Origin of the sequence: Massilia terrae (assembly GCF_024753145.1) — a bacterium.
Taxonomy (GTDB): domain Bacteria; phylum Pseudomonadota; class Gammaproteobacteria; order Burkholderiales; family Burkholderiaceae_D; genus Telluria; species Telluria terrae.
In genome coordinates, this window is record NZ_JANUGU010000002.1 from 153,692 (window position 1) to 179,709 (window position 26,018).

At 66.9% G+C, this 26,018-nt stretch carries 22 protein-coding genes; 8 read left to right on the forward strand and 14 right to left on the reverse strand.

What is annotated here, in order from left to right; genetic code table 11:
• The first annotated feature begins 226 nt into the window (after nt 1-226).
• Nucleotides 227-1,909 carry an ATP-binding cassette domain-containing protein gene (locus NX778_RS07955; RefSeq protein WP_258811185.1) on the forward strand — a complete coding sequence of 561 codons (1,683 nt, stop codon included), beginning with the start codon at nt 227-229 and terminating at the stop codon, nt 1,907-1,909.
• On the opposite strand, the gene NX778_RS07960 is transcribed toward NX778_RS07955, so the two are convergent.
• From NX778_RS07960 to NX778_RS07970, 3 genes are all read right to left on the reverse strand, one after another.
• The gene (locus NX778_RS07960; RefSeq protein ID WP_258811186.1) at nt 1,888-2,277 is read right to left on the reverse strand and encodes a VOC family protein; all 390 of its coding nucleotides are present in this window, start codon (nt 2,275-2,277) and stop codon (nt 1,888-1,890) included. The genes NX778_RS07955 and NX778_RS07960 overlap by 22 nt on opposite strands.
• Nucleotides 2,278-2,378: 101 nt before the next feature.
• A complete protein-coding gene (locus NX778_RS07965) occupies nt 2,379-2,849 on the reverse strand; it encodes a cyanophycin metabolism-associated DUF1854 family protein (RefSeq protein WP_258811187.1) in 471 nt (156 codons plus the stop codon).
• Nucleotides 2,850-2,852: 3 nt separating this feature from the next.
• The gene (locus tag NX778_RS07970) at nt 2,853-5,132 is read right to left on the reverse strand and encodes a cyanophycin metabolism-associated ABC transporter (RefSeq protein ID WP_258811188.1); all 2,280 of its coding nucleotides are present in this window, start codon (nt 5,130-5,132) and stop codon (nt 2,853-2,855) included.
• A gap of 269 nt (nt 5,133-5,401) precedes the next feature.
• Between NX778_RS07970 and NX778_RS07975 the strand changes: the two genes are divergently transcribed.
• A complete protein-coding gene (locus NX778_RS07975) occupies nt 5,402-7,573 on the forward strand; it encodes a cyanophycin synthetase (protein ID WP_258811189.1) in 2,172 nt (723 codons plus the stop codon).
• Between the two features lie 90 nt (nt 7,574-7,663).
• Complete coding sequence (gene cphA / locus NX778_RS07980) at nt 7,664-10,234, forward strand: cyanophycin synthetase (protein ID WP_258811190.1); 2,571 nt, start codon at nt 7,664-7,666, stop codon at nt 10,232-10,234.
• A gap of 77 nt (nt 10,235-10,311) precedes the next feature.
• On the opposite strand, the gene NX778_RS07985 is transcribed toward cphA, so the two are convergent.
• A complete protein-coding gene (locus NX778_RS07985) occupies nt 10,312-10,968 on the reverse strand; it encodes a PEP-CTERM sorting domain-containing protein (protein ID WP_258811191.1) in 657 nt (218 codons plus the stop codon).
• 205 nt (nt 10,969-11,173) lie between these two features.
• On the opposite strand from NX778_RS07985, the gene mutS reads away from it, so the two are divergent.
• Together mutS and NX778_RS07995 are read left to right on the forward strand one after the other, a co-directional pair.
• Nucleotides 11,174-13,843, forward strand: a complete 2,670-nt coding sequence (gene mutS, locus NX778_RS07990; protein ID WP_258811192.1) for a DNA mismatch repair protein MutS — start codon at nt 11,174-11,176, stop codon at nt 13,841-13,843.
• The gene (locus NX778_RS07995; RefSeq protein WP_258811193.1) at nt 13,843-14,781 is read left to right on the forward strand and encodes a hypothetical protein; all 939 of its coding nucleotides are present in this window, start codon (nt 13,843-13,845) and stop codon (nt 14,779-14,781) included. Before mutS ends, NX778_RS07995 begins: the two co-directional genes overlap by 1 nt.
• A gap of 139 nt (nt 14,782-14,920) precedes the next feature.
• On the opposite strand, the gene NX778_RS08000 is transcribed toward NX778_RS07995, so the two are convergent.
• Complete coding sequence (locus tag NX778_RS08000; RefSeq protein ID WP_258811194.1) at nt 14,921-15,469, reverse strand: FKBP-type peptidyl-prolyl cis-trans isomerase; 549 nt, start codon at nt 15,467-15,469, stop codon at nt 14,921-14,923.
• An 80-nt stretch (nt 15,470-15,549) separates the two neighbouring features.
• Between NX778_RS08000 and NX778_RS08005 the strand changes: the two genes are divergently transcribed.
• From NX778_RS08005 to NX778_RS08015, 3 genes are all read left to right on the forward strand, one after another.
• The gene (locus tag NX778_RS08005) at nt 15,550-16,671 is read left to right on the forward strand and encodes a ribosomal protein uL16 3-hydroxylase (RefSeq protein WP_258811195.1); all 1,122 of its coding nucleotides are present in this window, start codon (nt 15,550-15,552) and stop codon (nt 16,669-16,671) included.
• An 11-nt stretch (nt 16,672-16,682) separates the two neighbouring features.
• Nucleotides 16,683-17,162, forward strand: coding sequence for a DUF7931 domain-containing protein (locus tag NX778_RS08010; protein WP_258811196.1), 480 nt, complete (start codon nt 16,683-16,685; stop codon nt 17,160-17,162).
• 269 nt (nt 17,163-17,431) lie between these two features.
• Entirely contained in the window at nt 17,432-17,686 is a 255-nt protein-coding gene (locus NX778_RS08015; RefSeq protein WP_258811197.1) for a hypothetical protein, read from the forward strand.
• Nucleotides 17,687-17,930: 244 nt separating this feature from the next.
• Here NX778_RS08015 and bamC read toward each other — a convergent pair whose 3' ends face one another.
• From bamC to NX778_RS08060, 9 genes are all read right to left on the reverse strand, one after another.
• Nucleotides 17,931-19,055: an NlpB/DapX family lipoprotein gene (gene bamC, locus NX778_RS08020; RefSeq protein ID WP_258811198.1), complete on the reverse strand. Its 1,125-nt coding sequence runs from the start codon at nt 19,053-19,055 to the stop codon at nt 17,931-17,933.
• 28 nt (nt 19,056-19,083) lie between these two features.
• On the reverse strand, nt 19,084-19,968 hold the full coding sequence (gene dapA, locus NX778_RS08025) for a 4-hydroxy-tetrahydrodipicolinate synthase (RefSeq protein ID WP_258811199.1): 885 nt from the start codon (nt 19,966-19,968) through the stop codon (nt 19,084-19,086).
• A gap of 61 nt (nt 19,969-20,029) precedes the next feature.
• The gene (locus NX778_RS08030; protein ID WP_370661325.1) at nt 20,030-20,587 is read right to left on the reverse strand and encodes a class I SAM-dependent methyltransferase; all 558 of its coding nucleotides are present in this window, start codon (nt 20,585-20,587) and stop codon (nt 20,030-20,032) included.
• Nucleotides 20,588-20,603: 16 nt separating this feature from the next.
• Nucleotides 20,604-21,806, reverse strand: a complete 1,203-nt coding sequence (locus NX778_RS08035) for a tryptophan--tRNA ligase (protein WP_258811201.1) — start codon at nt 21,804-21,806, stop codon at nt 20,604-20,606.
• A 4-nt stretch (nt 21,807-21,810) separates the two neighbouring features.
• Nucleotides 21,811-22,470 (reverse strand): site-2 protease family protein, encoded by a 660-nt coding sequence (locus NX778_RS08040; RefSeq protein WP_258811202.1) that lies wholly within the window; start codon nt 22,468-22,470, stop codon nt 21,811-21,813.
• Between the two features lie 140 nt (nt 22,471-22,610).
• Nucleotides 22,611-23,234 carry an L-threonylcarbamoyladenylate synthase gene (locus NX778_RS08045; protein ID WP_258811203.1) on the reverse strand — a complete coding sequence of 208 codons (624 nt, stop codon included), beginning with the start codon at nt 23,232-23,234 and terminating at the stop codon, nt 22,611-22,613.
• A 13-nt stretch (nt 23,235-23,247) separates the two neighbouring features.
• Nucleotides 23,248-24,129, reverse strand: a complete 882-nt coding sequence (gene htpX, locus NX778_RS08050) for a protease HtpX (protein WP_258811204.1) — start codon at nt 24,127-24,129, stop codon at nt 23,248-23,250.
• 84 nt (nt 24,130-24,213) lie between these two features.
• On the reverse strand, nt 24,214-25,044 hold the full coding sequence (locus NX778_RS08055) for a 3',5'-nucleoside bisphosphate phosphatase (RefSeq protein WP_258811205.1): 831 nt from the start codon (nt 25,042-25,044) through the stop codon (nt 24,214-24,216).
• A gap of 91 nt (nt 25,045-25,135) precedes the next feature.
• Complete coding sequence (locus tag NX778_RS08060; protein ID WP_258811206.1) at nt 25,136-26,014, reverse strand: alpha/beta fold hydrolase; 879 nt, start codon at nt 26,012-26,014, stop codon at nt 25,136-25,138.
• Nucleotides 26,015-26,018 lie beyond the last annotated feature (4 nt).

Genomic DNA, 26,018 nt, shown 5'->3' on the forward strand with positions numbered 1-26,018 from the left:
CTTTTTTTGTAATGAAAAATATCCAAAGTGTAACTCAGTGCTCAAATAGGCCGCGCGCGCTTGGTTTCCCCTGTTACATAGTGCTTAGACCACGCAATTGGATTAAAATTGCCGCCAGTCTTTTTTGGAGGATTCCACCCATGCGCCTGTGATGCCCGCTGCCTCACGCAGCCCGACCTTCCCTTGCCCTCGCGGCAGGTGTTCGAACGCATCCACAGGAATTACCATGGCGAATTCTTTCTTCGCGGCCCTGCACGGGGTCCATTTTCAACTGCCCGACGGCACCCAGCTGTTCAGCGGCATCGACGAGACCTTCAGCGCCGAAACGGTCGGCATCATTGGGCACAACGGCAGTGGCAAGTCTACGCTTGGCAAACTGCTGAGCGGCGATCTGGCGCCCGGCAGCGGCCGGATCGAACGCGCGACTCGCGTGCGCCGCGTCAGCCAGGAATCCGGATCGCTGGTGGCGGCCAGCCTCGCGGAAGTTGCTGGCCTCGACCGCCAGCTCGCGGCGCTGGCCCGGCTGCAGGGCGGCGAGGCGCTGGCCGACGATTTCGACATCATCGGCGACCAATGGGATATCGAGGCGCGCTGGCTGGCGATGCTGGAGCGCGCCGGCCTGCATGCCTCGATGGCGCCGGCTTCGCTGAGCGGAGGCCAGCGCATGCTGCTCGCATTGGCAGGCGGCTTTTGCAGCGATGCGGGACTGCTGGTGCTGGACGAGCCGAGCAACCACCTCGACGCGGTGCGGCGCGCTTGGCTGCTCGGGGAAATCGTACGCTGGCGCGCGCAGGGACGCGGCCTGGTACTGGTCTCGCACGACCGCGCCCTGCTCGCGCACGTCGACCGCATCATCGAAACACGCCCGCCCGGCTTGCGGCGCTACGGCGGCGCGTGGGCGCAGGTGGAAGCGCATCGCGAATCCGAGCTGCAGGCCGCCGGAGCAAAGCTGGAGCGCGCGCGCACGGTGCGCGACCGCGAGCAGTCGGCGCTGCGCGATCAGGCCGAACGCGCGGCGCGGCGCGATGCGCGTGGCGCGCGCGACGCCAGGCAGGCCAACCAGGCCAAGCTGCTGCTGGGTCTCAGGCAGGACAAGGCTGAGCAATCCAGCGGTGCGCGCATGGCGCGCCAGGCGCAGCGCGAGCAGGAACTGCGCGCCGAGGTGGCGGACGCCTTCGCCGCGCTGCAGGGCGCCGCGCAGCAGCCGGAGTTTCCGGAGCTGGTCGAAACGCTGGTGGCGCAGGGGCAGGAGTCGCTGGTGCTGGAAGAGCTGCTGGCGCCGTGGGGCTGGAGCAAGCCGCTGACGTGGGCAGCGCGCGGGCCGGTGCGGGTCGCGATCACGGGGCCGAACGGCTGCGGCAAGAGCACGCTGCTGCGCATCGTCGCAGGCGAGCTCGCGCCCGCGTCGGGATCCTGCCGACGGCTGCATGCCACGCTGCTAGACCAGTCGCTGCGCGGGCTCGATCCCGCCCTGCCCCTGCTTGAGCAATTCGAACGGCGCGTGCAAGGCATCAGCGAAGGCAGGCTGCGCCAGCATCTGGCCAAGGCCGGCATCGGCAGCGAACACCTTCGCAAACCCTGCGGCGAATTGAGCGGTGGGGAGCAGATGCGCGCGGCGCTGCTGCTGGCGATGCTGGGCCAGCCGCCGGCGCGCATGCTGCTGCTCGATGAGCCGACCAATCATCTCGACCTCGCGGCGATCGAAGCGCTGGAGCATATGCTGCGCTCGTGGACCGGCGCGCTGGTGGTCGTGTCGCATGATGACCGCTTCCTGGGACGGCTGGATCTCACGCACAGGATCAGGCGGGATGGCGAGGGTTGGATGTGCGAGGACGCGGACGGTCCATGGGTCCCCGCCTGCGCGGGGACGACGGGAGGAGCTGAGGTTTACGCAGGCTTGCGTGCGTAACTCACGGTGAGCATTTCCCACTGGTGGCCATCGGGCTCGTTCCAGTAGATGCCGCGCCCGCCGTAATCCGTGCTGATCTTCATGTCGACCGGGCCGCGCACCTGGCTGCGGTACTCGATGCCGGCGGTCTGGATGCGGTGAAGGATGGCGTCGAAGTCCTCGTCGCTGACGCGGAAGCAGTAGTGATGGACGGGGTAGCTTTCCTCGGTCTCGATGAAGTCGAGCGTGAGGCCGTTGTTGAGGTAGACCGGCGAGAAGATGCCGAAGATGGTCTCCTGCCAGTCAACGCCCAGCAGTTCCGCCAGCTTCCGCGCCGAGGCGGCCCGATTATGGCTGGGCACGATGAAGTGATCGAGTTCGACGGACATGACGGTTCTCCCGAAGTCGAACAAATGATACTCCTACCCGCCTAAAAAAACGTCGCTCCCGCCTGCGCGGGAACGACGATCTCTATATTTTGAAGACGCGATTACAGGAAGCGGTCGAGAATCTTGCGGCTGTGCTTATCGATGCGGTACATATCGCGCACCAGGAAGTGGATGCCGTGGCTGTCTGCAATCAGCAGCGAGGCGTCGCCGATGCGGCGGATGTCCTCGTCGACTTTCAGCACGAACTCGGTCGCGCCACGGTCGGTGTCGACATACCAGGTGCAGGGCGTAGCGAAGCTCGACACGTCCTTGATGCGAGAGATCTCGGGCATGAACTCGCGGCCCTGCAGTTCATCGGTGATCAGGGCGCGCACTTGCTCCGGCAGGTCGGCCAGGTCGTCGATCCACGCGACTTCCTTGCCGCCTTCGCGCACCATCGAAATGCCTTTGTCGGGCGACTGGATCGGGAACGAGCGCACCGGCGCCACGCCGGCGATGTCCTCGCCCTCGCTCGTGGTCAGGACCAGTTTGCCGAAGCTGTCGCGGCGCAGCTGGAATGGGGTGGTCGCCATTTCTTATTCTTCCTTGTTGCCGTCGTCCAGGTCCTGGTCGACGTTGCGCGCCTGCGCTTCGTACAGGCGGCGGTAGGCGCCGTCTTCCTTCTCCATCAGCACGTCGTGCGAGCCCTCTTCCACTACCTGGCCGCGGTCCAGCACCACCAGCCGGTCGGCGCGGTGCAGGGTCGACAGGCGGTGCGCGATCGCGATCGTGGTGCGGCCCTGCACCAGGTTGTCGAGCGCCTTCTGGATTTCCTTTTCGGTCTCGGAGTCGACCGAGGAAGTGGCCTCGTCGAGGATCAGGATCGGCGGATTGATCAGCAGCGCCCGCGCGATCGAGATGCGCTGGCGCTCGCCGCCTGACAGGCCCTGCCCGCGTTCGCCCACCATCGAGTCGTAGCCATGCGGCAGGCGCAGGATGAATTCGTGCGCGTGCGCGGCGCGGGCGGCGGCGATGATCTCCTCGCGCGTCGCATCCGGTTTGCCGTAGGCGATGTTCTCGGCGATGGTGCCGAAGAACAGGAAAGGCTCCTGCAGCACCAGGCCGATGTGGCGCCGGTAGTCCGACACGGCGAAGGCGCGGATGTCAGTGCCGTCCAGCAGGATCGCCCCCTCGGCCACGTCGTAGAAGCGGCAGATCAGGTTCACCAGGGTCGATTTGCCGGAGCCGCTGTGCCCGACCAGGCCGACCATTTCACCGGCGCGGATGTTGAGCGAGATGCCGCGGTTGACGGCGCGGGTGCCGTAGCGGAAGCCCACTTCGCGCAGCTCGATATTGCCCTCGACCTTGGCCAGCTTGACCGGGTTGACCGGGTCCGGCACGCTCGACACGTGGTCGAGGATGTCGAAGATGCGCTTGGCCGCCGACGCCGATTTCTGCGTCACCGAGACGATCCGGCTCATCGAATCGAGGCGGGTGTAGAAGCGCCCGCTGTAGGCGATGAAGGAGGTCAGCGTGCCGACCGTGATCTCGCCGCGCGAGACCTGCCAGATACCGAAGATCCAGATGACCAGCAGGCCCAGTTCGGTGAGCAGCGAGACGGTCGGCGAAAACAGCGACCACACCTTGTTCAGGCGGTCGTTGACCGCGAGGTTGTGGCGGTTGGCTTCCTTGAAGCGCAGCGCCTCGCGCTTCTCCTGCGCGAAGGCCTTGACCACGCGAATGCCGGGAATGGTATCGGCCAGCACATTGGTCACCTCGCCCCACACGCGGTCGATCTTCTCGAAGCCGGTGCGCAGCTTGTCGCGCACGATGTGGATCATCCAGGCGATGATCGGCAGCGGCAGCAGCGTGACCAGCGCCAGCTTGGGGTTCATGCCGAACAGGATCACGCCGGTCATGATGATCATCAGGACGTCGGACAGGAAGTCCAGAAGGTGCAGCGACAGGAACACGCAGATGCGGTCGGAGCCGCTGCCGATGCGGCTCATCAGGTCGCCGGTGCGCTTCCCGCCGAAGAATTCGAGCGACAGCCGCAGCAGGTGTTCGTAGGTCGCGGTGCGCATGTCGGCGCCCATGCGCTCGGAGATCAGCGCCAGGATCCAGGTCTTGGCCCAGCCCAGCGCCCATGCCAGCATGGCCGAAGCGAACAGGCCACCCATGTACAGGTAGACCAGGTGCGGGTCGATGTGCTTGCCGTTCTGGTAGGGGATCAGGACGTTGTCCATCAAGGGCATCGTCAGGTAGGGCGGAATCATGTGCGCGGCCGTCGAGGCCAGCATCAGCAGGAAGCCGGCCAGCAGCGAACCCTGGTAGGGCTTGGCGAAACGCCACAGGCGGAACAGGGTCCAGGTCGACGGCGGGGTGTGCAGCACCTTGGTGCAGATCGGGCACTCCTCCTCGTCCGGCGCGAGCGGCGCCTTGCAGCTCGGGCAGGTGTGCTGCTCGGGCGGCTGCACCGGGATGCCGCTGGCGGCGCTCTCGATCCGGTCCTGGAACTGGTCGAGCACGCGGATCGCCTGCAGGTTCTGGCCCAGCGTGAAGCGCCACGCGGCCAGCAGCCCGCTGGCGTCGACCAGTTCGAGGTGGCCGACGCCGGCGTGGTCGTAGTGGCGCAGTTCCAGCCCTTGCCGGAATGGCCAGTCGCGCCACTCGGCCTCGCCCGGCGAGCGCGCCATCAGGCGGTGTTGCGTGACAACCAACAGGCCTTTCGTGAAGTGGAGGCGCGCATCGAGGTCAACCTCGACGCTGTTTAAAACGTTTTCCCCCGGTGCAAGTCTCTTTCCCACCTCGCCCTGCCAGTGATCGGGCAGCATGCTGGCGGCAGGCGTGGTAGAGACGAGTTGTTGAGTTGTCATTGTGGCGCTGCCTGTTGTTCAGGCTAAGTATTCTGGTAACACCGCGAGCAATACGCACTCGGCAGCGCCGCCCCACGTCGGACGCCGGAGCAATCTACGGTATTCTATCGGGAGGGACGAGACTGGCAGAAATCGGTGCGGCGCGGTAAGCTTCCGTGCCGGCGAGTATATTACAACAAACCAAGCGCCCGGCGGGCGTCCACAGGGCAGGAAAACATAGGCAAGCCGGGCGGTGCGGATAAGGTCGCACGCCCGCGAAGACATTTTTGATGACAAAGAAGAAAGATATCAAGTTTCTCCGTGTATCCCACCTGCGCGGCCCGAACATCTGGACATACCGCCCCGTGATCGAAGCCTGGCTCGACATCGGCGAGCTGGAAGACTCCCCCTCCAACACCATCCCCGGCCTGTTCGAACGGCTGACCGCCTGGCTGCCCGGGCTGGTCGAGCACCGCTGCGGCGTCGGCACCCACGGCGGCTTCCTCGAGCGCCTGCAGGAAGGCACCTGGGCCGGCCACATTCTCGAGCACGTGGTGCTGGAACTGCAAAACCTGGCCGGCATGAAGACCGGTTTCGGCAAGACCCGCGGCGCCGGCCAGCCGGGGATCTACAAGATGGCCTTCCGCACGCGCGAGGAAACCGTGGGCCGCGCCGCGCTGGACACCGGCCGTGAACTGCTGCTGGCCGCGATCAACGACGAGCCTTTCGACGTCAAGGCCGCCATCGCCGCCCTGACCGACCTGGCCGACCGCCGCCTGCTGGGCCCGTCGACCGGCCACATCGTCGAGGCCGCGGTCGAGCGCCGCATCCCGCAGATCCGCCTCACCGAAGGCAACCTGGTGCAGCTCGGCTACGGCTCGGCACAACGCCGCATCTGGACCGCCGAGACCGACCGCACCGGCGCCATCGCCGAAGGCATCGCCAGCGACAAGGACCTGGCCAAGGGCCTGCTGGCCTCGTGCGGCGTGCCGGTGCCGGAAGGCGCGGTGGTGCGCAGCCCGGCCGAAGCCTGGGACGAGGCGCAGGACATCGGCCTGCCGGTGGTGATCAAGCCGGTCGACGGCAACCACGGCCGCGGCGTGTCGCTGAACCTGATGACCGAGGCCGACATCCACGCCGCCTACGAGATCGCCTCGAAGGAAGGTGACAGCCGCTCGGTGCTGGTCGAGCGCTACATTGCCGGCAACGAGCACCGGCTGCTGGTGGTCGGCACCAAGGTGGTGGCGGCCGCGCGCGGCGAGTCGCTGTTCGTCACCGGCGACGGCAAGTCGACCATCATCGAACTGTGCGACAGCCAGATCAACACCGACCCGCGCCGCGGGCCGACCGAAGACTTTCCGCTCAATCCGGTCACGCCGACCGACAGCGAGATCATGCTCGACCTGAAGCGCCAGGGCCTGACGCCGCGATCGATCCCGCCGGCCGGCCAGAAGGTCCTGATCCAGCTGAACGGCAACGTGTCCGACGACGTCACCGACATCGTGCACCCGGAAGTGGCGCACGCCGCCGCGTTGGCCGCGCGCATCGTCGGCCTGGACATCGCCGGCATCGACCTGGTGTGCGAGGACATCACCCGCCCGCTGGAAGAACAACGCGGCGCGATCATCGAAGTCAATTCGAGCCCGGGCCTGCTGGCCCACATCAAGCCGGCCAGCGGCACCCCGCGCAACGTCGGCAAGGCCATCGTGGATCACCTGTTCGCGGCAGGCGAAAACGGCCGCATCCCGGTGGTGGGCGTGACCGGCCTCCTGGGCGCGAGCCTGGTGTCGCGCCTGGCCGGCTGCCTGTTGCACCTGACCGGCAAGCACGTCGGCGTGGCCAATGGCGAGGGCCTGTACCTGGACGCGCGCCAGGTGACGGCGGGCGACTGCATGACATTCGAGGCCGGCGAGCGCGTGCTGATCAACCGCTGGGTGCAGGCTGCCGTGTTCGAGTCGAACGCGCAGTCGATCCTGGCCGAGGGCCTGCCCTACGACCGCTGCGCGGTGGGCGTGGTGACCGACATGTGCGACGCCAGCGACCTGTCCGCGTACTACATCGGCGCCGGCGACTCGCGCTACAACGTGGTGCGCAGCCAGGTCGACGTGATCCTGCCGGAAGGGACGGCCGTGCTGAACGCGGCCGATGCGCAGGTGGCGGAACTGGCCGAGCTGTGCGACGGCGGCGTGATCTTCTACGCGCTGGATGAACACAATGAAGTACTGGCGGCGCACCGCGCGCAGGGCAAGCGCGTGGCCTTCGTGCGCGAAGGGCTGATGATCCTGGCCGAGGGCGCGGAAGAAACGCCGCTGCTGCAGGTGGCCAAGCTGAAGCCGGCCACCGCCAAGCATCCGGACAGCCTGCTGGCGGCCGTGTGCGCGGCGTGGGCGCTGGAGGTGCCGGCGGAGCTGATCTGCGCAGGCCTGCGCAGCTTCGACGCCACTCCGCCCGGCAAGAACTGAATATTAGAATCGACGTGGCCCGCCGACGCAGCGGGCCCGCCTCGGCGCCGCGTGTGCGGCGGCGCCGCCCACTCAAAGGATTGAAGGTTTATGGAAGTATCACGCGTACGCGCCCTGCGGGGCCCCAACCTGTGGAGCCACCATACGTCGGTGGAAGCGATCGTCAAGATCACGCCCGACGAGGAATCCATCGCGACCTTGCCCGGCTTCGAGACACGGTTGCGCACGCGCTTCCCCCAGATCAGCCAGCTGGCCCCGATGGGCCATGACGAAACGGTGCCGATGGCGCAGGTGCTGGAGATCGTCGCACTGGACCTGCAGGCGCAGGCCGGCTGCCCGGTGACCTTCAGCCGCACCACCGCCACCATCGAGCCCGGCGTGTACCAGGTGGTGGTCGAATACACCGAGGAAGACGTCGGCCGCCTCGCGCTGGAGCTGGCGGAACAGCTGATCGCGGCCGCCCGCGACGACGCGCCGTTCGACCTCGCCGCCGCGCTGGCCAGGCTGCGCGAAGTGGACGAGGACGTGCGCCTGGGGCCGTCGACCGGTTCGATCGTGGCCGCCGCCGTGGCGCGCGGCATCCCGTTCCGCCGCCTGACCGAGGGCAGCCTGGTGATGTTCGGCTGGGGCAGCCGCCAGCGCCGCATCCAGGCCGCCGAAATGGACTGCACCGGCGCCATCGCCGAATCGATCGCGCAGGACAAGGAACTGACCAAGAAGCTGCTGGACGCGGCCGGCGTGCCGGTGCCGCTGGGCCGCACCGTGAGCGACCCGGACGACGCCTGGGCCGCCGCGCAGGAGATCGGCCTGCCGGTGGTGATCAAGCCGAAGGACGGCAACCAGGGCAAGGGCGTGACGGTCAACGTGACCACCCGCGAGCAGCTGACCGCTGGCTTCCAGACCGCCTCCGAATTCCGCGACGACGTGATGGTCGAGCGCTACCTGCCCGGCCACGACTTCCGCCTGCTGGTGGTCGGCGACAAGCTGGTCGCGGCCGCGCGCCGCGATCCGCCGTCGGTGGTGGGCGACGGCGAGCACACCGTGCGCGAGCTGGTCGACATCGTCAACCGCGACCCGCGCCGCGGCGACGGCCACGCCACTTCGCTGACCAAGATCCGCTTCGACGACATCGCGCTGGCCAGCCTGGCCAAGCAGGGCTACGGCGCCGATTCGGTGCCGCCCAAGGGCCAGCGGGTCCGCCTGCGCAACAACGCCAACCTGTCGACCGGCGGCGCGGCCACCGACGTCACCGACGACGTCCATCCGGAAGTGGCGGCGCGCGCGATCGCGGCGGCCACCATGGTCGGGCTGGACATCTGCGGCGTCGACCTGGTGTGCGACAGCGTGCTGAAACCGATCGAGGAACAAGGCGGCGGCATCGTCGAAGTCAACGCCGCTCCCGGCCTGCGCATGCACATCTCGCCCTCGTTCGGCAAGGGCCGCGCGGTGGGCGACGCGATCGTGTCGGCCATGTTCAAGGACGGCGACGACGGCCGCATCCCGGTGATCGCGGTCACCGGCACCAACGGCAAGACCACCACGGTGCGCCTGATCGCGCACCTGACCACGGCCGCCGGCCTGCGCACCGGCATGACCAACACCGACGGCGTCTACATCGAAGGCCGCCGCATCGACAGCGGCGACTGCAGCGGCCCGCGCAGCGCGCGCAATGTGCTGCTGCACCCGGACGTCGACGCCGCCGTGTTCGAGACCGCGCGCGGCGGCATGCTGCGCGAGGGCCTGGCCTTTGACCGCTGCCAGGTCGCGGTGGTGACCAATATCGGCGCCGGCGACCACCTCGGCCTGAACTACATCACCACGCTGGAGGACCTGAAGGTGCTCAAGCGCGTGATCGTGATGAACGTGGCGCCCAGCGGCATGGCGGTGCTCAACGCGGCCGACCCGATGGTGGCCAGCATGGCCGAGAAGACCAAGGGCGACGTCACCTTTTTCGCGCAGGACGGCACCCATCCGCTGATGTCGATGCACCGCGCCAAGGGCAAGCGCGTGGTGTTCGTCGAGGACGGCATGCTGGTGGCGGCGCAGGGCAAGAACGTAACCCGCATCCCGCTGGCGGAAGTGCCGATCACGCGCGGCGGCACCATCGGCTTCCAGGTCGAGAACGTGATGGCCGCGGTGGCGGCGGCGTGGGCGGTGGACCTGCCGTGGGACGCGATCCGCGTCGGCCTGGCCACTTTCCGCAGCGAGACCAGCAACGCGCCGGGCCGCTTCAATGTGTTCGACTATCGCGGCGCCACCGTGATCGCCGACTACGGCCACAATCCGGACGCGATGCAGGCGCTGGTGGGCGCGGTGGAAGGCATGCCGGCCAAGCGCCGCATGGTGCTGATCAGCGGCGCCGGCGACCGCCGCGACGAGGACATCCGCCAGCAGACCCGCATCCTCGGCGCCGCCTTCGACGAGGTGCTGCTGTACCAGGACCAGTGCCAGCGCGGCCGCGCCGACGGCGAGGTGGTGGCGCTGCTGCGCGAGGGCCTGCAGGGCGCCACGCGCACCAGCCACGTCGAGGAAATCAACGGCGAATTCGTCGCGATCGACCGCGCCCTGTCGCGCCTGTCCAAGGGCGACCTGGCGCTGATCCTGATCGACCAGGTGGACGAGGCGCTGGCCCACATCGCCCAGCGCGTGGCCGAAGCCTGAAAGGCAGAGGCCCGCGGTGAAGCGGGCCCCTGCCTCCCCCGACAAGCCGACGGCATTGCACCGCCGGCCTGAACGCTTCAGCGCGCCCTGCCGCGCTTGCGGCGCACCGCCGCCAATCCAGCCAGTCCCAGTCCGATGATGGCCACGCTGCCCGGCTCCGGCACGCCGGCCGGCGGCGGATCGCCGCCGTCGTTGCCATCGCCGCTCAGCACCAGGCGCGCGCCGAAATATTCGAGCGGGTCGCCGAAATCCGTGTCCTGCAAGGTCAGGGTCCAGGTGCCGAACATGTCCAGTCCGGCGAACTCCGAAAACGAATCCAGCGGCAGGCTGTAGGTGCCGCTTTGCATGGTCGTATCGAGGACCGGGGCCGCGTCCTGGAAATTGACCGTTACGCGGCCGCCGCTGTTGACGTCATAGTAGCCGACCGGGACCAGGCGCACCGTGGTCCCGTCGGGACCTGTGAGCCACATGCCGATCTCGTTCGCGTAGGGCGTGCCCTGGCCGATGCACTGCGTGCCATCCGGCCCGATCTGCGGGTCGTCGCATTTCGAGAAGTCGACGCTGATACTGACGCCGCTCAGCGTGCCGTGCCGGGTGACGTCGAGGTAGCGCGCGATGACGATGCCATCGCTGTCGCCGTACTGCGAATCGGTGACCACGACCCCGGCCTGGGCCGCGCCTGCCAGCGCCAGGGCGGCGCACATCACCGCATGTTTAATCGAGCTGAACCGCATATTTCCCCCTCGTTCTTTGCCGAATACTGAGCAGGTTTCATGCCATGTTGCGAAAACCAAGGAAAATCATGGAGTTGGCAAGTGCGGCGCGGAGGTGGTGTAAAAAATGCCGACAAATGGCCGCCGCCCCGGCTGCGGCTGTCGCCAGCGCGAGCGATCGCGGTAGAATGGCGGTCTTGGCGCAGCAAGCCGGCACGAACAAGAAATGACCACAGTCCCGAACGAGATCAACCCCGCAGCGGCCAAGAGCAGCGCGACGGAAAAACAGACGCCGATGATGCAGCAGTACCTGCGCATCAAATCGGACTACCCGACCATGCTGGTGTTCTACCGCATGGGCGACTTCTACGAGCTGTTCTTCGACGACGCCGAGAAGGCGGCGCGCATCCTCGGCATCACGCTGACCGCGCGCGGCTCCTCAGGCGGGGTGCCGATCAAGATGGCCGGGGTGCCCTTCCACGCGCTCGATCCCTACCTGGCCAAGCTGGTCAAGATGGGCGAATCGTGCGCGATCGCCGAGCAGTTCGGCGACCCGGCGCTGTCCAAGGGCCCGGTCGAGCGCAAGGTGGTGCGGGTGGTCACGCCGGGCACCCTGACCGACGCCGACCTGCTGCCGGAAAAGGCCGAGCGCCCGCTGCTGGCCGTATGCACGCTCACCCAGCGCAAGGTGGTCACCACGGGCCTGGCCTGGCTGTCGCTGGCATCGGGCGCGCTGCGCCTGATGGAATTCTCGGGCGATGCGCGCACCGTCGGCGCGCGCCTGGCGCAGGAGCTGGAGCGCATCGCGCCGGCCGAGGTGCTGCGCGCGGACGACAACAGCGACCTGTTCGAGGAAGCCGCGATCGGCCACACCCAGCACGTGCCGGAGTGGCACTTCGACGTGGTCAAGGGCCACAAGGCGCTGCTGGACCAGCTGGCCGTGGCCACGCTGTCCGGCTTCGGCGCCGACGGCCTGGGCGCGGCGTTCGGCGCGGCCGGCGCGCTGCTGCGCTACGCCCACTCGACCCAGGGCCGCGGCCTGCAGCACGTGCAGACGCTGGCGGTCGAAAGCGAGAACGAATTCATCGGCCTGGACGCGGCCACGCGCCGCAACCTGGAGCTGACCGAGACCATCCGCGGGCAGGAGTCGCCGACCCTGTTCTCGCTGCTCGACCACTGCCGCACGGCGATGGGCTCGCGCCTGTTGCGCCACTGGCTGCATCATCCAAAACGCAACCAAATGGTTGCACGTTCCCGGCACCAGGCGATCGAGGCGCTGCTCGGTCGCGACGCCGCCGGCGCGCTGCTGGCGACGCTGGGCCAGGTGCCCGACATCGAGCGCATCACCACCCGCATCGCCCTGCTGTCGGCGCGCCCGCGCGACCTGGCCAGCCTGCGCGACGGCCTGAAGCAGCTGCCGGCCCTGCGCGAGCAGGTGGCGCGCTGCTTCATCCCGGGCGACACCTGCCTGCTGCACGAGATCCACGCCGCGCTGGCCACGCCCGAAGCCTGCCTCGACCTGCTGGTGCGCGCGGTGGCCGAGGAGCCGGCCGCGATGGTGCGCGACGGCGGCGTGTTCGCGCGCGGCTTCGACGCCGAACTGGACGAACTGCGCGCGCTGTCCGAGAACGCCGGCCAGTTCCTGGTCGACCTCGAGACGCGCGAGCGCGCCCGCACCGGCATCGCCAACCTGCGGGTCGAATACAACAAGGTGCACGGCTTCTACATCGAGGTCACCAACGGCCAGGCCGACAAGGTGCCAGACGACTACCGCCGCCGCCAGACCCTGAAGAACTGCGAACGCTACATCACGCCGGAGCTGAAGGCCTTCGAGGACAAGGCGCTGTCGGCGCAAGACAAGGCGCTGGCGCGCGAGAAGATGCTGTACGACGAGCTGCTCGGCAGCCTCGCGCCCTTCATCGGCCAGCTGCAGGCGATCGCCCGGGCGCTGGCCCAGATCGACACGCTGGCGGCGCTGGCCACGCACGCGGTGCGCCACAACTGGTGCGCGCCGCAGCTGGTGGACGAGCCCTGCCTGGACATTGCGGAAGGCCGCCACCCGGTGGTCGAGAACCAGATCGAGCGCTTCATCGCCAACGACTGCCGGCTGCGCGACGACAAGCGCCTGCTCTTGATCACCGGCCCGAACATGGGCGGTAAATCGACCTTCATGCGCCAGGTCGCGCTGATCACGCTGCTGGCCTACGTGGGCAGCTACGTGCCCGCGGCCAGCGCCAGCATCGGCCCGATCGACCGCATCTTCACCCGCATCGGCGCTTCCGACGACCTGGCCAACGGCCGCTCGACCTTCATGGTGGAAATGACCGAATCGGCCGCGATCCTGAACGGCGCCACGCCGCAGTCGCTGGTGCTGATGGACGAAGTCGGACGCGGCACCTCGACCTTCGACGGCCTGGCGCTGGCGTGGGCGATCGCGCGCCACCTGATCGAGACCAGCCGCAGCTTCACGCTGTTCGCGACCCACTACTTCGAGCTCACCCAGCTGCCGGAAGCGCATCCGAGCGCGGCCAACGTGCACCTGTCGGCGGTCGAGCACAAGGACAGCATCGTGTTCCTGCACGCGGTGCAGGACGGCCCGGCCTCGCAGAGCTACGGCCTGCAGGTGGCGCAGCTGGCGGGTGTGCCGGCAGGCGTGATCCGCGCCGCGCGGCGCCACCTGGCGCGGCTGGAAGCACAGGCGGTGGACGGCACGGCGCAGCTCGACCTGTTTGCGCCGGCGCCGTGCGCGGAGCCGGAAGACGAGGCCGCGCCGGCCGCCGTCGCAGCAGCACCGAACGACGCGCTGCGCGAGCTGATCGACCAGATCGACCCGGACGCGCTGTCGCCGCGCGAAGCGCTGGAACGGCTGTACGAACTGAAGCACGCGGCCGGCTGATGCGGCGCGCGCGACGCTTCCTGCTGCTCCCCGCCCTGCTGGCGGCAGCGTGCGCATTCGCCGCGCCCAAGGCGGACGAGCCGCAGCGCTTCGCCATCATCGGCCACAGCTTCATCGCCGGCGGCGAGGACAAGCTGCAAGAAGCGATCGCCGCGACCAGCGATGCTTCGCTGTCGTTCGTGGTCCTCACCGGGATCAAGGCGGCGTCGGAGACCTGCGCGGACAAGCTGTACCAGCGGCGGCGCGACCTGATCGACGACGCGAAGCGGCCGATGATCGTGGCGCCGGCCGGCAGCGACTGGACCGACTGCAAGAACTCGGCCGGGCGCAGCGATGCGATCGAAAGGCTGGCGCGCCTGCGCGAGCTGTTCTTCGCCGAGCCGCGCTCGATGGGCGCGAAGAAGATCCCGCTGACGCGCCAGTCGGCGAGCCCGCGCTTTCGCAGCTATGCCGAGAACGCGCACTGGGAAGTGGGCAAGGTGCTGTATTCGACGGTAAACCTCCCGTCGAACAACAACCACTACGTATCGGCCGCGGGACGCAACAGCGAGTACGAAGACCGGCTGGTGGCCACGCGCTTCTGGCTGAACCGGCTGCTGGCGATCGCCAAGAGCGACCACATGGACGCGATCGTGCTGTTCTCGGAAGGCGACATCAAGCCGTTCCCGGAACCGGCCGGGCTGCGCGCCCTGCTGCCGCGCGCCGCCTCCGGCCACGACGGCTTCGCGGAGCCGCGCAAGCTGGTGCTGGCGATGGCCAGGAAGTACGGCGGGAAGGTGCTGCTGGTCGATGCGGCCGGGCTGCCGAAAGGCGCGAAGCCGGCGATCGAGTGGAAGGGAAATGTCGGGCACCTGAGCGTGGGGCCGGGAGTGCTGGAGGTGGGCGTGGCGACGGAGGGTGGGCCGACGTTCACGATCAAGGACGCGGCGACCGACTAAAGTGGACGTCGTTCCCGCGCACGCGGGAACCCCATTTTGCAGCGCATCGTCAGCGCATGCGCTAGCCGCTTCGTTCGAAGAAATGGGATTCCCGCGTTCGCGGGAATGACGATTCCTGATACTGACGCGTCAGCAGCGATCACTGCAGCGGATGGCTGCGGAAATGGTCGCCCTCTTCGCTGTCTTCCAGCTCGTCGTGGCCGTGGTGGTGGCCGTGCGCGCCGTGCACGTGCTCGTGCGCGATCTCTTCGGCCGTGGCCGGACGCACATCAATCACCGACAGCTCGAAGCGCAGCGCCATGCCCGCCAGCGGGTGATTGCCATCCAGCACAACCTTGTCTTCCGCCACTTCGGTCACGGTGAAGATGGTCGGCTCCTCGTCATCGCCGGCGCCTTCGGCCATGCCTTCGAACTGCATGCCGACTTCGATCGGTTCCGGCAGGCGCTTGCGCTCCTCGACCTTGATCAGGGCCGGATCATAATCGCCGAACGCGTCTTCCGGCTCGATCTGGATGGTCGAGGAATAGCCGACGTCCTTGCCATCCAGCTCTTCCTCGATCTTGGGCAGGGTGTTCTCGTACCCGCCGTGCAGGTACACCATCGGCTGGGTGCCCTCTTCGATCAGGTTGTTCTGGGCGTCCGACAGCCGGTAGTTGACGGACACCACAGTGTTCTTGGCAATTTTCATCGCACATCCTTTCGTTGTAAGGAGCGGATTATAACTCCAGCCCTGCTTTGCCTCCCGTCCAGCGACGTTATAATTGCGGCATGCAAAAAACACCGCTCCTCGGCGGCCTCACGCCCGCCCAATTCCTGCGCGACTACTGGCAGAAGAAACCGCTGCTGATCCGCCAGGCGATCCCCGGTTTCAAGCCGCTGCTCAAGTTCGAGCAGCTGGCCGCGCTGGCGCGCGCGAACCACGTCGAATCGCGCCTGATCACGCATGCGGACGGCAGCTGGAACCTCCAGCACGGCCCGCTGTCCGATCTGCCTGCGCGCGAACAGCGCGAGTGGACCATGCTGGTGCAGGGTGTGAACCTGTACGACGAACGTGCCGACGCCCTGCTGCGCCAGTTCCGCTTCGTGCCGGACGCGCGCCTGGACGACCTGATGATCAGCTACGCCACCGATGGCGGCGGGGTCGGGCCGCACATGGATTCCTACGACGTGTTCCTGCTGCAGGCGCAGGGCACGCGGCGCTGGCGCATCTCGGCCCAGGAAGACCGCGAACTGGTCGACGGCCTGCCGCTGAAGATCCTGGCCAACTTCGAACCGGAAGACGAATACGTGCTGGAGCCGGGCGACATGCTGTACCTGCCGCCGCAGTACTGCCACGACGGCATTGCCGAGGGCGAGTGCATGACCTATTCGATCGGCTTCCGGGTGCCGAACTTCCAGGAGATGGGCGAAGGCTTCCTGCAGTTCATGGCCGACTCGATCGAGCTGCCCGGCCTGTATGCGGACCCCGCGCTGAAGCCGGCCGACAAGCCGGCCGAGATCCCGCGCGACATGCTGGCCACCGTGGCCGACCAGCTGAACAAGATTTGCTGGGACGAGGACGACGTCGCCATCTTCCTCGGCGAATACCTGTCCGAGCCGAAGCACAATGTGTTCTTCACGGCGCCGGCCAAGCCGCTGCCGCAGGGCCGCTTCTTCGAGAGCGCGGCCAAGCGCGGCGTCAAGCTGTCGCTGAAGACGCTGATGCTCTATCGCGGCAAGCACGTGTTCATCAACGGCGAATCGTTCGAGACGGGGCGCGCCGACAAGGCGGTGCTGGCGCAGCTGGCCAACGACCGCAAACTGGATGGCGAGGCGCTGGCCGTGGCCACCGAGGACGTGCGCGAAGCGATCTATACCTGGTACCACGACGGCTGGCTGGAGCTGGCCTGAGCGAGGAGGCGATGAGCGATACGATCCTGCTACCGTTTTCCTCGCGCGCCGATTGCCAGGCGCAGTTCGCCGCGGTGCTGGCGCGGGCCAGGTCGACGCTGCAGCTGTTCGATCCCGACTGCGCCATCTTCCCGCTCGGCGACAGCAGCACTGACGCCGCGCTGCGCGCCGTCCTGGCCGGCGGCGGCAGGCTGCAGCTGGCGGTGCATACCACCAGTTACATCGAGCGCCACTATCCGCGCTTCCTGCGCCTGCTGCGCGACTATGCGCACCGCATCGAATGCCGCGTCACCAGCCGTTCGCTCCACCAATTGACCGATTCTTTTTGTGTCGCGGACGGGATCCACATCGTGCGCCGCTTCCATAGCGAGCACTTCCGCGGCGAGGCCGCGTTCGACGCGCCGGAGGCCACCGAGCTCCCCTTGGAGCGTTTCGCAGCGATCTGGGAGGAGTCAAATGTTGCACTGCACACAAGCACTACAGGCCTCTGAGTAAGCGGTTTCTTTTTCCGCACCGCATCGTTGGTAGCATCTTGTAACAATATGAACGTTGCAAGGCCACCAAAGAGGCGCACACTTGTATTTTTCCCTATTGCGATTCAGTAAATTTGGTTATAACATATCCTGTTAGGAACGTTTCGTTGTCTGTCAGGCACTACTCAGCGTTTTGAAAGCCTTCGAAATTCCTGACGAGCGATAATTACCGGTAATTATTCATCGCACCAAGAAGTACTTACTTTTGAATTAATTAAGGAAAACCCATGAAAAAATCCCTGCTGATCGTCTCCCTGATGGCTGTTGCCCTGGCTGCTTGCTCGAAGAAAGAAGAAGCTCCGGCCGCTGCTCCGGCACCGGTGGTTGAGTCGGCACCGGCTCCGGCTGCTGCTCCGGCTGACGCTGCTGCTCCGGCCGCTTCGGCTGCTGCTGACGCTGCTGCTGCCGCTTCGGCTGCTGCTTCGGCTGCTTCGGAAGCCGCTTCGGCTGCTGCTGCTGCTGCTCCGGCTGCTTCGAAGTAATCAGTTTTTCCTGATTAAGAAAACCGGCCTGCGGGCCGGTTTTTTTTCGCCTGTACTCCGGCCGCTGCTGAAAGAAGAAGGAAGGTCATTCCCGCGAACGCGGGAATCCCATTTCTCCGAGCGGAGCGGCAACAGCAAGCGCCCGTAATCCGCACACAAAATAGGGTCCCCCGCGTCCGCGGGGACGACGTGCAGGCAATAAAAAACCGGCCACCAGGGCCGGTTTTTATTGCCTGCACGTCGCTTATTTCAGCTCGTCGTTCAGGATCTTGAGGATCTTGGCGCCGGTCGGGGTGGTCACAGGCTTGCCGTCGTTGGTCTGCACCGTGACCTCGCTGGCGTTGGTCGTGCCCTTGACCAGCACGCGGTAGCGCTGCGCTTCCTTCTCCTTGTCGTCGTTGCCGAAGGAGAGCAGCTTGGCGAAGAAGCCTTTCTTGTCGGCCGCGTCCGGATCGACGTAGCGCACGAAGTAGATGCCCTGCACGCGGTCGCGGTCTTCGACGGTGAAGCCGACGCGGTCCAGCGCCAGGCCGACACGGCGCCAGGCGCGGTCGAAGCCCTCGTCCACTTCCACCTTGTCGCCCGCCAGCTTGGCGTGCTGCGGCTGCGCCACGGCGTTGTCGACGATGGTCTCGGCGCCCTTGGCGTTGGTGCTGCCGGTCAGGCGCGCCATCAGGCGGGCCACGAACATCGATTCCAGCGAAGGATCGTTGGCGCGCGTGGTCCAGTGGCCGGCGCCGTCCTTGTCGACGACTTCCTCGGCGCCGCGGTGGATGATGAAGATGTCGGTGCTGCCGTCCGGATTGCGCTCCAGGCGGGTGCGGTACTTGTCACGCTCGCCGGTGGAATAGGCAAAGTCGATCACCTTGCCGATGGTGCGGCGGATGAAGTCCTGCGGGATCTTGGCGCGGTTCTCGGCCCAGTTGGTTTCCATGGTGCCGGCCGCGGCGTTCTCGGTTTCGACCGTGAAGCCGGAGTCATGCCAGAATTCCTTCAGCTGCGGCCACAGCTGCTCCGGGGTCTCCTTGACCACCAGCCAGCGCTGGTTGCCGGCGCGCTCGATGCGCACCTTGTCGTTCGACACCGGGGCCACCTGCTCGCCGGTGACGGCGGTGCCCGGGCCCTGCTGCTGCATGCCGGACGCGGTGGCGACGCCACGGCCATCCGGGATGGCGTAACGATTGTCCTTTTGCAGCTGGGTCAGGTCCGGCGGGATGTCCAGCGGCGGCGCCTTGGTGGCGGCCCGGTAGTCCACCTTGTCCGACTCGAACACGGTGGTGCAGGCAGCCAGGCTCATCGCGATGGCGGACAGCGCCAGCGCGCGCACTGCGGGGTGGGAGGCCAGGGGCTTGATCTTTCGAATAGTCATATCGTTACACGGTTGTGAACCCGAGGGCTCAGGACTTCAGGGAAACGCCGGCTTCGCGCAAGGCGCCGCGCACCGTTTCGTGGAACTGCGCCGACAGCGGCGCCAGCGGCAGGCGCAAACCGGCCGGCATCAGGCCCATTTCTGCCAGTGCCCACTTGACCGGAACCGGGTTCGGCTCAACGAAGAGCTTCGAGTTCAGGCCCAGCAGGCGGTTGTTGATCTCGACCGCACGGGCGATGTTGCCGTCCATCGCCGCCACGCACATATCGTGCATGTCACGCGGCGCCACGTTGGCGGTGACCGAGATGTTGCCGGCGCCGCCGCACAGCATCAGCGCCAGCGCCGTTGCATCGTCGCCCGAATAGACCGCAAAGTCCTTCGGCACGGCCTTGAGCAGTTCGAGGCCGCGGCCGATGTTGCCGGTGGCGTCCTTGAGGCCGACGATGTTCTCGATCGGCGCCAGGCGCAGCACGGTCTCGTTGCTCATGTCGGCCACGGTCCGGCCCGGCACGTTGTACAGGATTACCGGCAGGTCGACCGCTTCCGCGATCGCCCTGAAGTGGCGGTACATGCCTTCCTGGGTCGGACGGTTGTAGTACGGGACCACCTGCAGCGAGGCGTCGGCGCCGACTTCCTTGGCGTGGCGGGTGAGCGCGATCGCTTCGGCGGTCGAATTGCCGCCGGTGCCGGCGATCACGGGGATGCGGCCGGCGGCATGGTCCACCGCCAGCTTGATCATTTCGCCGTGTTCTTCCGGGCTCAAGGTCGCCGATTCGCCGGTGGTGCCGACGATCACGATCGCGTCAGTGCCTTCCGCGACGTGCCAGTCAATCAGCTTGCGCAGCGAGTCCCGGTCCAGACTGCCGTCTTCGAACATCGGGGTGACGATGGCTACAATGCTACCCTTAATCATATTCAATGGAACGTGCCGAGAAATAAAAGTTTGATTGTAGCGGATAGCCTGCCGTTATGGGTCATTCCTGACCAGATAAATGGCCGAGCTCCGCCCCTGAAAATGCATATGCCGGGCCGGCCGCGCACAGGCGCTGCACCATGGCCGGCCTGGGCCGCTGCACGCGGCCGTCCTCGAAAGCGATCACTTGCAGGCCGGCCGCGCGGGCCAGTTCCAGCAGTTCGCCGCGGCCCAGCAGGAAGCTTGGATTCGCGGGCTTGCCGAATGTTTCATTACCGATGGCGAAGGTTTCGTAAACCAGTACGCCACCGGGCGCCAGCGACGCCATCAGGGCCGGCATCAAGGGCCGGTGCAGGTAGTTGGTGACCACGATGCCGGCGAAGCGGCCCGCCGCAAACGGCCAGCGGGCGCCCTCGGCCTCGAGGTCGTATTCCATCGTGTCGATGCCGGGACCGCGGGTGGCGGCCAGCGCGGCCGGATCGCGGTCCAGCGCCAGCACCGGGTGGCCCAGCGCCGCGCACAGGCGCGCGTGACGGCCGCTGCCGCAGGCCAGGTCGAGCACCTCCCCTGCCGGTAGCAGCGGCGCGCAGCGGCGCACCCAGTTCGACGGCATGTCCATCATCAGGTGTAGAGGATCAGGTATAAGACAAGCCCATGGTGTCGCGCACGTCGCGCATGGTTTCCTGCGCCAGCTTGCGGGCCTTGTCGCAGCCGTCGGCGACGATGGCGCGCACCAGCGAGGGGTCGTCCAGGTACTGCTGGGCCCGCTCACGCATCGGCTCCTGCTCGGCCAGCACGGCGTCCACGACCGGCTGCTTGCATTCGAGGCAGCCGATGCCGGCGCTGGTGCAGCCCTGCATCACCCAGTCCCTGGTCGGCTGGTCCGAATACACCTGGTGCAGCTGGAACACCGGGCATTTCAGCGGATTGCCCGGATCGCTGCGGCGCACGCGCGCCGGATCGGTCGGCATGGTGCGGATCTTCTTGGTGACCGAGTCGCGGTCCTCGCGCAGCGTGATCGCGTTGCCATAGCTCTTGGACATCTTGCGGCCGTCCAGGCCTGGCAGGCGCGAGGCCTCGGTCAGCTTGACCTGGGGCTCGACCAGGATGATCTTGCGGCTGCCTTCGAGGTAGCCGAACAGGCGCTCGCGGTCGATGTTCGACAGGCTGCCGGACTCGTCCAGCATGGCCTGGGCCTGCTCCAGCGCTTCCCCGTTGCCGTCCTGCTGGAAGGCGGTGCGCAGCTCGGCGTACAGCTTGGCGCGCTTGCTGCCCAGCTTCTTGACCGCTTCCAGCGCCTTTTCCTCGAAGCCCGGCTCCTTGCCGTACAGGTGGTTAAAGCGGCGCGCGATCTCGCGCATCATCTCGATGTGCGGGATCTGGTCCTCGCCCACCGGCACCTGGGTGGCGCGGTAGATCAGCACGTCGGCGGCCTGCAGCAGCGGGTAGCCGAGGAAGCCGTAGGTGGCGAGGTCGCGGTTGGACAGGTTCTCGATCTGGTCCTTGTAGGTCGGCACCCGCTCCAGCCAGCCGAGCGGCGTGGCCATCGACAGCAGCAGGTGCAGCTCGGCATGCTCGGGCACGCGCGACTGAATGAAGATGGTCGACTGCGACGGATCGATGCCGGCGGCCAGCCAGTCGATCACCATGTCCCAGGTGCTCTTCTCGATGATCGAGGGGTCGTCGTAGTGGGTGGTCAGCGCGTGCCAGTCGGCGACGAAGAACAGGCAAGGCAGTTCGGACTGCATCTTGATCCAGTTCTTGAGGGCGCCGTGGTAGTGGCCAAGGTGCATCGCGCCCGTGGGGCGCATACCGGATACGACACGTTCGGGATACATGTTGTCAGCTCAGGAATAGTTGTAATGGGCGGGTCAGCAGGTTGATCAGCACGAAGGCATACTGCGACAGGTTGATGACCCAGAAATCGATCAGGTGCGTCAGCAGCAAGGCCATCACGATGAAGAAGCCATAGGGCTCGATCTGCGCGTACTGGTAGCCCATGCGCGGCGGCAGCAGGCTGGTCAGCACGCGGCCACCGTCGAGCGGCGGGATGGGGATCAGGTTGAAGGCGAACAGCAGCAGGTTGACCTTGATGCCGGCCACCGACATTTCATAGACGAAGCCGTCGGGGCCGCCGTAGTTGGACGAGAACAGGCCGAGGATCAGCCAGCCCAGCGCCATCAGGAAATTCATGGCCGGGCCGGCGAAGGCGACGAAGGCCGATTGCTTGCGCGGGTTGCGCAGGTTGCCGAAATTAACCGGCACCGGACGCGCGTAGCCGAACACCATCTGGCCGTGGCTGACCAGGTAGAGCAGCAGCGGCAGGAGGACGGTGCCGAAGGGGTCGATGTGCTTGAACGGGTCCATGCTGACGCGCCCGGCGATGTAGGCGGTCTTGTCGCCGAAGTACTTGGCGACGTAGCCGTGGGCGGCCTCGTGCAGCGTGATCGCGAAAAGAACGGGCAGTGCATAGACTGCAATGGTGCGTATGAGTTCATCCATAAGCGGGGATTCTATCAGAGGCGGGCAGCGTGGCCTAAGAGATACCGTCGCCCCCGCGCAGGCGGGGGGCCATGCTGAGTTTGCAGTTACGCGGCTTGTCTATGGCCCCCCTGCGCGGGGACGACGGTTTTAGGGCTAACTCAGATACCGAACGCGGCGGCATCGCCCCTGCCCTGGCGCAGCAGCACGGGTTCGTCGCCGGTCAGGTCGACGATGGTGGTGGGCTCCAGGGTGCCGGCGCCGCCGTCGATCACGAGGTCGATCTGCTTGCCGACGCGCGCCATCACTTCGTCCGGATCGGACAGCATGTGCTCGTCGCCTGGCAGTTGCATCGTGGTGCCGATGATCGGCTCGCCCAGCTCTTCCAGCAGCGCCAGCATGATGCGGTTTTCCGGCACCCGCAGGCCGATGGTCTTGCGCGAAGGGTGCGACAGGCGGCGCGGCACCTCGCGCGTCGCCTCCAGGATCACCGTGTAGGGTCCCGGCGTGGTGGCCTTCAGCAGGCGGTACTGGGTGTTGTCGACGCGGGCGTACTGGGCGATTTCGGACAGGTCGCGCACCAGCAAGGTCAGGTGGTGCTTCTCGTCGACGCCGCGGATCTGGCGGATGCGCTCGACCGCGGACTTGTCGTCGAGCCGGCAGACCAGGGCGTAGGCGGAGTCGGTGGGGGCGGCCACGATGCCGCCCTTGCGGATGATGTCCGCGGCCTGGCGCACCAGGCGCGGCTGCGGATTGTCGGGGTGGATCTGGAAGTGCTGGCTCATGCAATTCTAAAAGTTAGCCGCGCAGCTGCTGCAGCGCGGCGATCCGTTCCTCCAGCGGCGGATGGCTGGCGAACAGCGCGCCCCAGCCGCTGCCGCCGCCGGAGATGCCGAAGGCCTGCATCGACTGCGGCAGGCCATCGCCCTGCATCTGGCCCAGGCGCGCCAGTGCGTGCTGCATCGGCAAGGTGCTGTTCAAGAGGCGGGCCGAGCCGGCGTCGGCGCGGAATTCGCGCCAGCGCGAGAACCAGGCCACGATCATCGAGGCGACGATGCCGAACACGATTTCGCACACGAACACGCTGATCATGTAGCCGATGCCGGGGCCGCGGCGCTCGCTGTCGTTGTTGCGCAAGAGGACCTGGTCGACGAAGAAGCCTACCACGCGCGACAAAAACACGACGAACGTGTTGACCACGCCCTGGATCAGGGTCAGGGTGACCATGTCGCCATTGGCCACGTGCGAGATTTCATGGCCGAGCACGGCCTCGATTTCTTCGTGGTTCATGCCGCTCAGCAGGCCCGTGGACACGGCCACCAGGGCCGAGTTCTTGAAGGCGCCGGTGGCGAAAGCGTTCGGCTCGCCGTCGTACACGGCCACTTCCGGCATGCCGATGCCGGCGCGGTTGGCCAGGCTCTGCACCGTATTCACCAGCCACAGCTCGGTCGAGTTGGCGGGCTGGGTGATGACGCGGGCGCCGGTCGACCACTTGGCCATCAGCTTGCTCATCAGCAGGGAAATGATCGATCCGGTGAAGCCCACCACGACCGAGAACACCAGCAGCGCCGTCATGTTGTTCGGCCCCACCGCGCGGCCGACGCCGAGCAGGTTGAGGACGATGGTCAACACCAGCACCACGGCAAGATTGGTCGCGAGGAACAGGATGATGCGTTTCATGGAGGCCTCCGGGCCGTCGTATTAACAGGCCGCTAAGATACGGCTGCCCTATGGAAAATTCAAGGGCTCAGCCTTAACGCGGGCTTAAAACCAGTCGTGCCAGACCGGGGTGAGCTTGGCCGGCAGCGGCGGCAGCTGGGCGAAATCGATGCGCGCTTCGCCCGGGCCGTGGAAGTCGGTGCCGCGCGAGGCCAGGAAGCCGTAGCGGCGCGCTTCTTCCGCGTAGGTGGCGTACTGGTCGGGCGTGTGGCTGCCGGTGACCACTTCAATCGCGGCGCCGCCGAGCTGGCGGAACTGGTCGAACAGGGCGCCCTCCACCACCGGCACGAACTTGTAGCGGCCCGGGTGGGCCACCACGGCGACGCCGCCGGCGCCGCGGATCCAGCCGACCGCCTCCTCCAAGGTGGCCCAGCGGTGCGGCACGTAGCCGGGGCGGCCTTCGGACAGGAATTTGCGGAACACCTCGGCGGTGCAGTCGCAGGCGCCGATTTCGACGAGGTAGCGGGCGAAGTGGGTACGCGACATCAGGTCGGGATTGCCGACGTACTTGAGCGCGCCGTCGTAGGCGTTCGGGACGCCGGCTTTTTCGAGCTGCGCGGAAATGTCGCGGGCGCGGCGTTCGCGGCCGCTGCGGGTTTGCGCGAGGCCATTGATGAGCGCCGGGTTGTCCTCGTCCACTTGCAGGCCGACGATGTGCACGGTCTGGCCGGCCCAGGTGATCGAGATCTCGACGCCGGGGACGAAGCGCATGCCGAGGTCCTGGGCGGCGGCGCGGGCCTGCTTGATGCCGCCCACTTCGTCATGGTCGGTGAGCGCCCACACGTCGACCCCGGCCTTGCGGGCGTAAGCGGCCACGGCCGCCGGCGCGAGCAGGCCGTCGGAGATGGTGGAGTGGCAGTGGAGGTCGACTTTCATGCGGTCATTTTACGATGCATTCAGCCCTAACTTCAAAACGACGTCCCGGCGCGTGTGTTCCCGCTCAGCTCCCAAGCGCCGGGACGAGGTGCTAGATGGAAAGGAATTGTTCGATCATCCGCGCCAGCAGCTCGGGCTGGTCGTGGTGCAGCATGTGGCCGGCGTCGGGGATCATTTTCGGGGTCACGTTCGCCAGGTGGCCGAGACGGCGGTCGACTTCGGCGCGCGCCTCTTCCTTCGGCCCCATCCAGCGCCACATATTGGTGTCTTCCGCTTCCACCCACAGCACCGGGGCGGTGATCCGGCTGGAGCAGGCCAGCACTTCGTCGACGTGGTAGAGCAGCGGGCCGTGCTGCTTGTGGGCGGGGTCGCCGAGGATGAACCATTGGCCGGACTCGTCGCGCGCGGCCCAGTGCTCGGCGAGGAAGGCGGCGCGGGTGGCGGACAGGCGCGGGTTGGTCTTGCGCAGGCGCGCGGCAACGTCGTCCAGGCTGGCGTAGCCGCGCATCTGCGGCGGGGTGTGCAATTCATCCAGCCATTGCGCCACCCTGCCCGGCCATTGCTCGGCCCGCGTGGCCGGCAGGCCGAAGCCTTCCAGATTGATCAGCTTGCCCACGCGCCCGGGCCGCACGCCGGCGTAGATGCCGGCGATGTTGCCGCCCATGCTGTGGCCGAGCAGGTTAATCGCTGCGCCCGGCGCGTAGTGGTCGAGCAGGAAGTCGAGGTCGGCCACGTAGTCCGGGAACCAGTAGGTGTCGCCCGGCCCGCGCTCGGTCAGGCCGAAGCCGCGCCAGTCGGGGGCGATCACGTGCCAGTCGCCTTGCAGGCAATCGACCACGAACTGGAACGAGGCCGACATGTCCATCCAGCCGTGCAGCATGAACAGCTTGGGCGCGCCGGCGCGGCCCCAGTGACGCACGTGGGTTTGCAGGCCGCGGATGGGGATGAATTCGGAGCGGGAGGTTTTCATGGCG

What these genes read in the sequence shown, in the direction of transcription:
- NX778_RS08060 (WP_258811206.1), bottom strand. Translation starts at nt 26,014, where the DNA reads ATGAAAACCTCCCGCTCCGAATTCATCCCCATCCGCGGCCTGCAAACC.
- NX778_RS08000 (WP_258811194.1), bottom strand. Translation starts at nt 15,469, where the DNA reads ATGAAAATTGCCAAGAACACTGTGGTGTCCGTCAACTACCGGCTGTCG.
- NX778_RS07955 (WP_258811185.1), top strand. Translation starts at nt 227, where the DNA reads ATGGCGAATTCTTTCTTCGCGGCCCTGCACGGGGTCCATTTTCAACTG.
- NX778_RS08035 (WP_258811201.1), bottom strand. Translation starts at nt 21,806, where the DNA reads ATGTATCCCGAACGTGTCGTATCCGGTATGCGCCCCACGGGCGCGATG.
- NX778_RS07960 (WP_258811186.1), bottom strand. Translation starts at nt 2,277, where the DNA reads ATGTCCGTCGAACTCGATCACTTCATCGTGCCCAGCCATAATCGGGCC.
- dapA (WP_258811199.1), bottom strand. Translation starts at nt 19,968, where the DNA reads ATGATTAAGGGTAGCATTGTAGCCATCGTCACCCCGATGTTCGAAGAC.
- NX778_RS07965 (WP_258811187.1), bottom strand. Translation starts at nt 2,849, where the DNA reads ATGGCGACCACCCCATTCCAGCTGCGCCGCGACAGCTTCGGCAAACTG.
- NX778_RS07995 (WP_258811193.1), top strand. Translation starts at nt 13,843, where the DNA reads ATGCGGCGCGCGCGACGCTTCCTGCTGCTCCCCGCCCTGCTGGCGGCA.
- htpX (WP_258811204.1), bottom strand. Translation starts at nt 24,129, where the DNA reads ATGAAACGCATCATCCTGTTCCTCGCGACCAATCTTGCCGTGGTGCTG.
- NX778_RS08015 (WP_258811197.1), top strand. Translation starts at nt 17,432, where the DNA reads ATGAAAAAATCCCTGCTGATCGTCTCCCTGATGGCTGTTGCCCTGGCT.
- NX778_RS08045 (WP_258811203.1), bottom strand. Translation starts at nt 23,234, where the DNA reads ATGAGCCAGCACTTCCAGATCCACCCCGACAATCCGCAGCCGCGCCTG.
- NX778_RS08030 (WP_370661325.1), bottom strand. Translation starts at nt 20,587, where the DNA reads ATGGACATGCCGTCGAACTGGGTGCGCCGCTGCGCGCCGCTGCTACCG.
- NX778_RS07970 (WP_258811188.1), bottom strand. Translation starts at nt 5,132, where the DNA reads ATGACAACTCAACAACTCGTCTCTACCACGCCTGCCGCCAGCATGCTG.
- NX778_RS07975 (WP_258811189.1), top strand. Translation starts at nt 5,402, where the DNA reads ATGACAAAGAAGAAAGATATCAAGTTTCTCCGTGTATCCCACCTGCGC.
- mutS (WP_258811192.1), top strand. Translation starts at nt 11,174, where the DNA reads ATGACCACAGTCCCGAACGAGATCAACCCCGCAGCGGCCAAGAGCAGC.
- NX778_RS08040 (WP_258811202.1), bottom strand. Translation starts at nt 22,470, where the DNA reads ATGGATGAACTCATACGCACCATTGCAGTCTATGCACTGCCCGTTCTT.
- NX778_RS07985 (WP_258811191.1), bottom strand. Translation starts at nt 10,968, where the DNA reads ATGCGGTTCAGCTCGATTAAACATGCGGTGATGTGCGCCGCCCTGGCG.
- NX778_RS08010 (WP_258811196.1), top strand. Translation starts at nt 16,683, where the DNA reads ATGAGCGATACGATCCTGCTACCGTTTTCCTCGCGCGCCGATTGCCAG.
- cphA (WP_258811190.1), top strand. Translation starts at nt 7,664, where the DNA reads ATGGAAGTATCACGCGTACGCGCCCTGCGGGGCCCCAACCTGTGGAGC.
- NX778_RS08005 (WP_258811195.1), top strand. Translation starts at nt 15,550, where the DNA reads ATGCAAAAAACACCGCTCCTCGGCGGCCTCACGCCCGCCCAATTCCTG.
- bamC (WP_258811198.1), bottom strand. Translation starts at nt 19,055, where the DNA reads ATGACTATTCGAAAGATCAAGCCCCTGGCCTCCCACCCCGCAGTGCGC.
- NX778_RS08055 (WP_258811205.1), bottom strand. Translation starts at nt 25,044, where the DNA reads ATGAAAGTCGACCTCCACTGCCACTCCACCATCTCCGACGGCCTGCTC.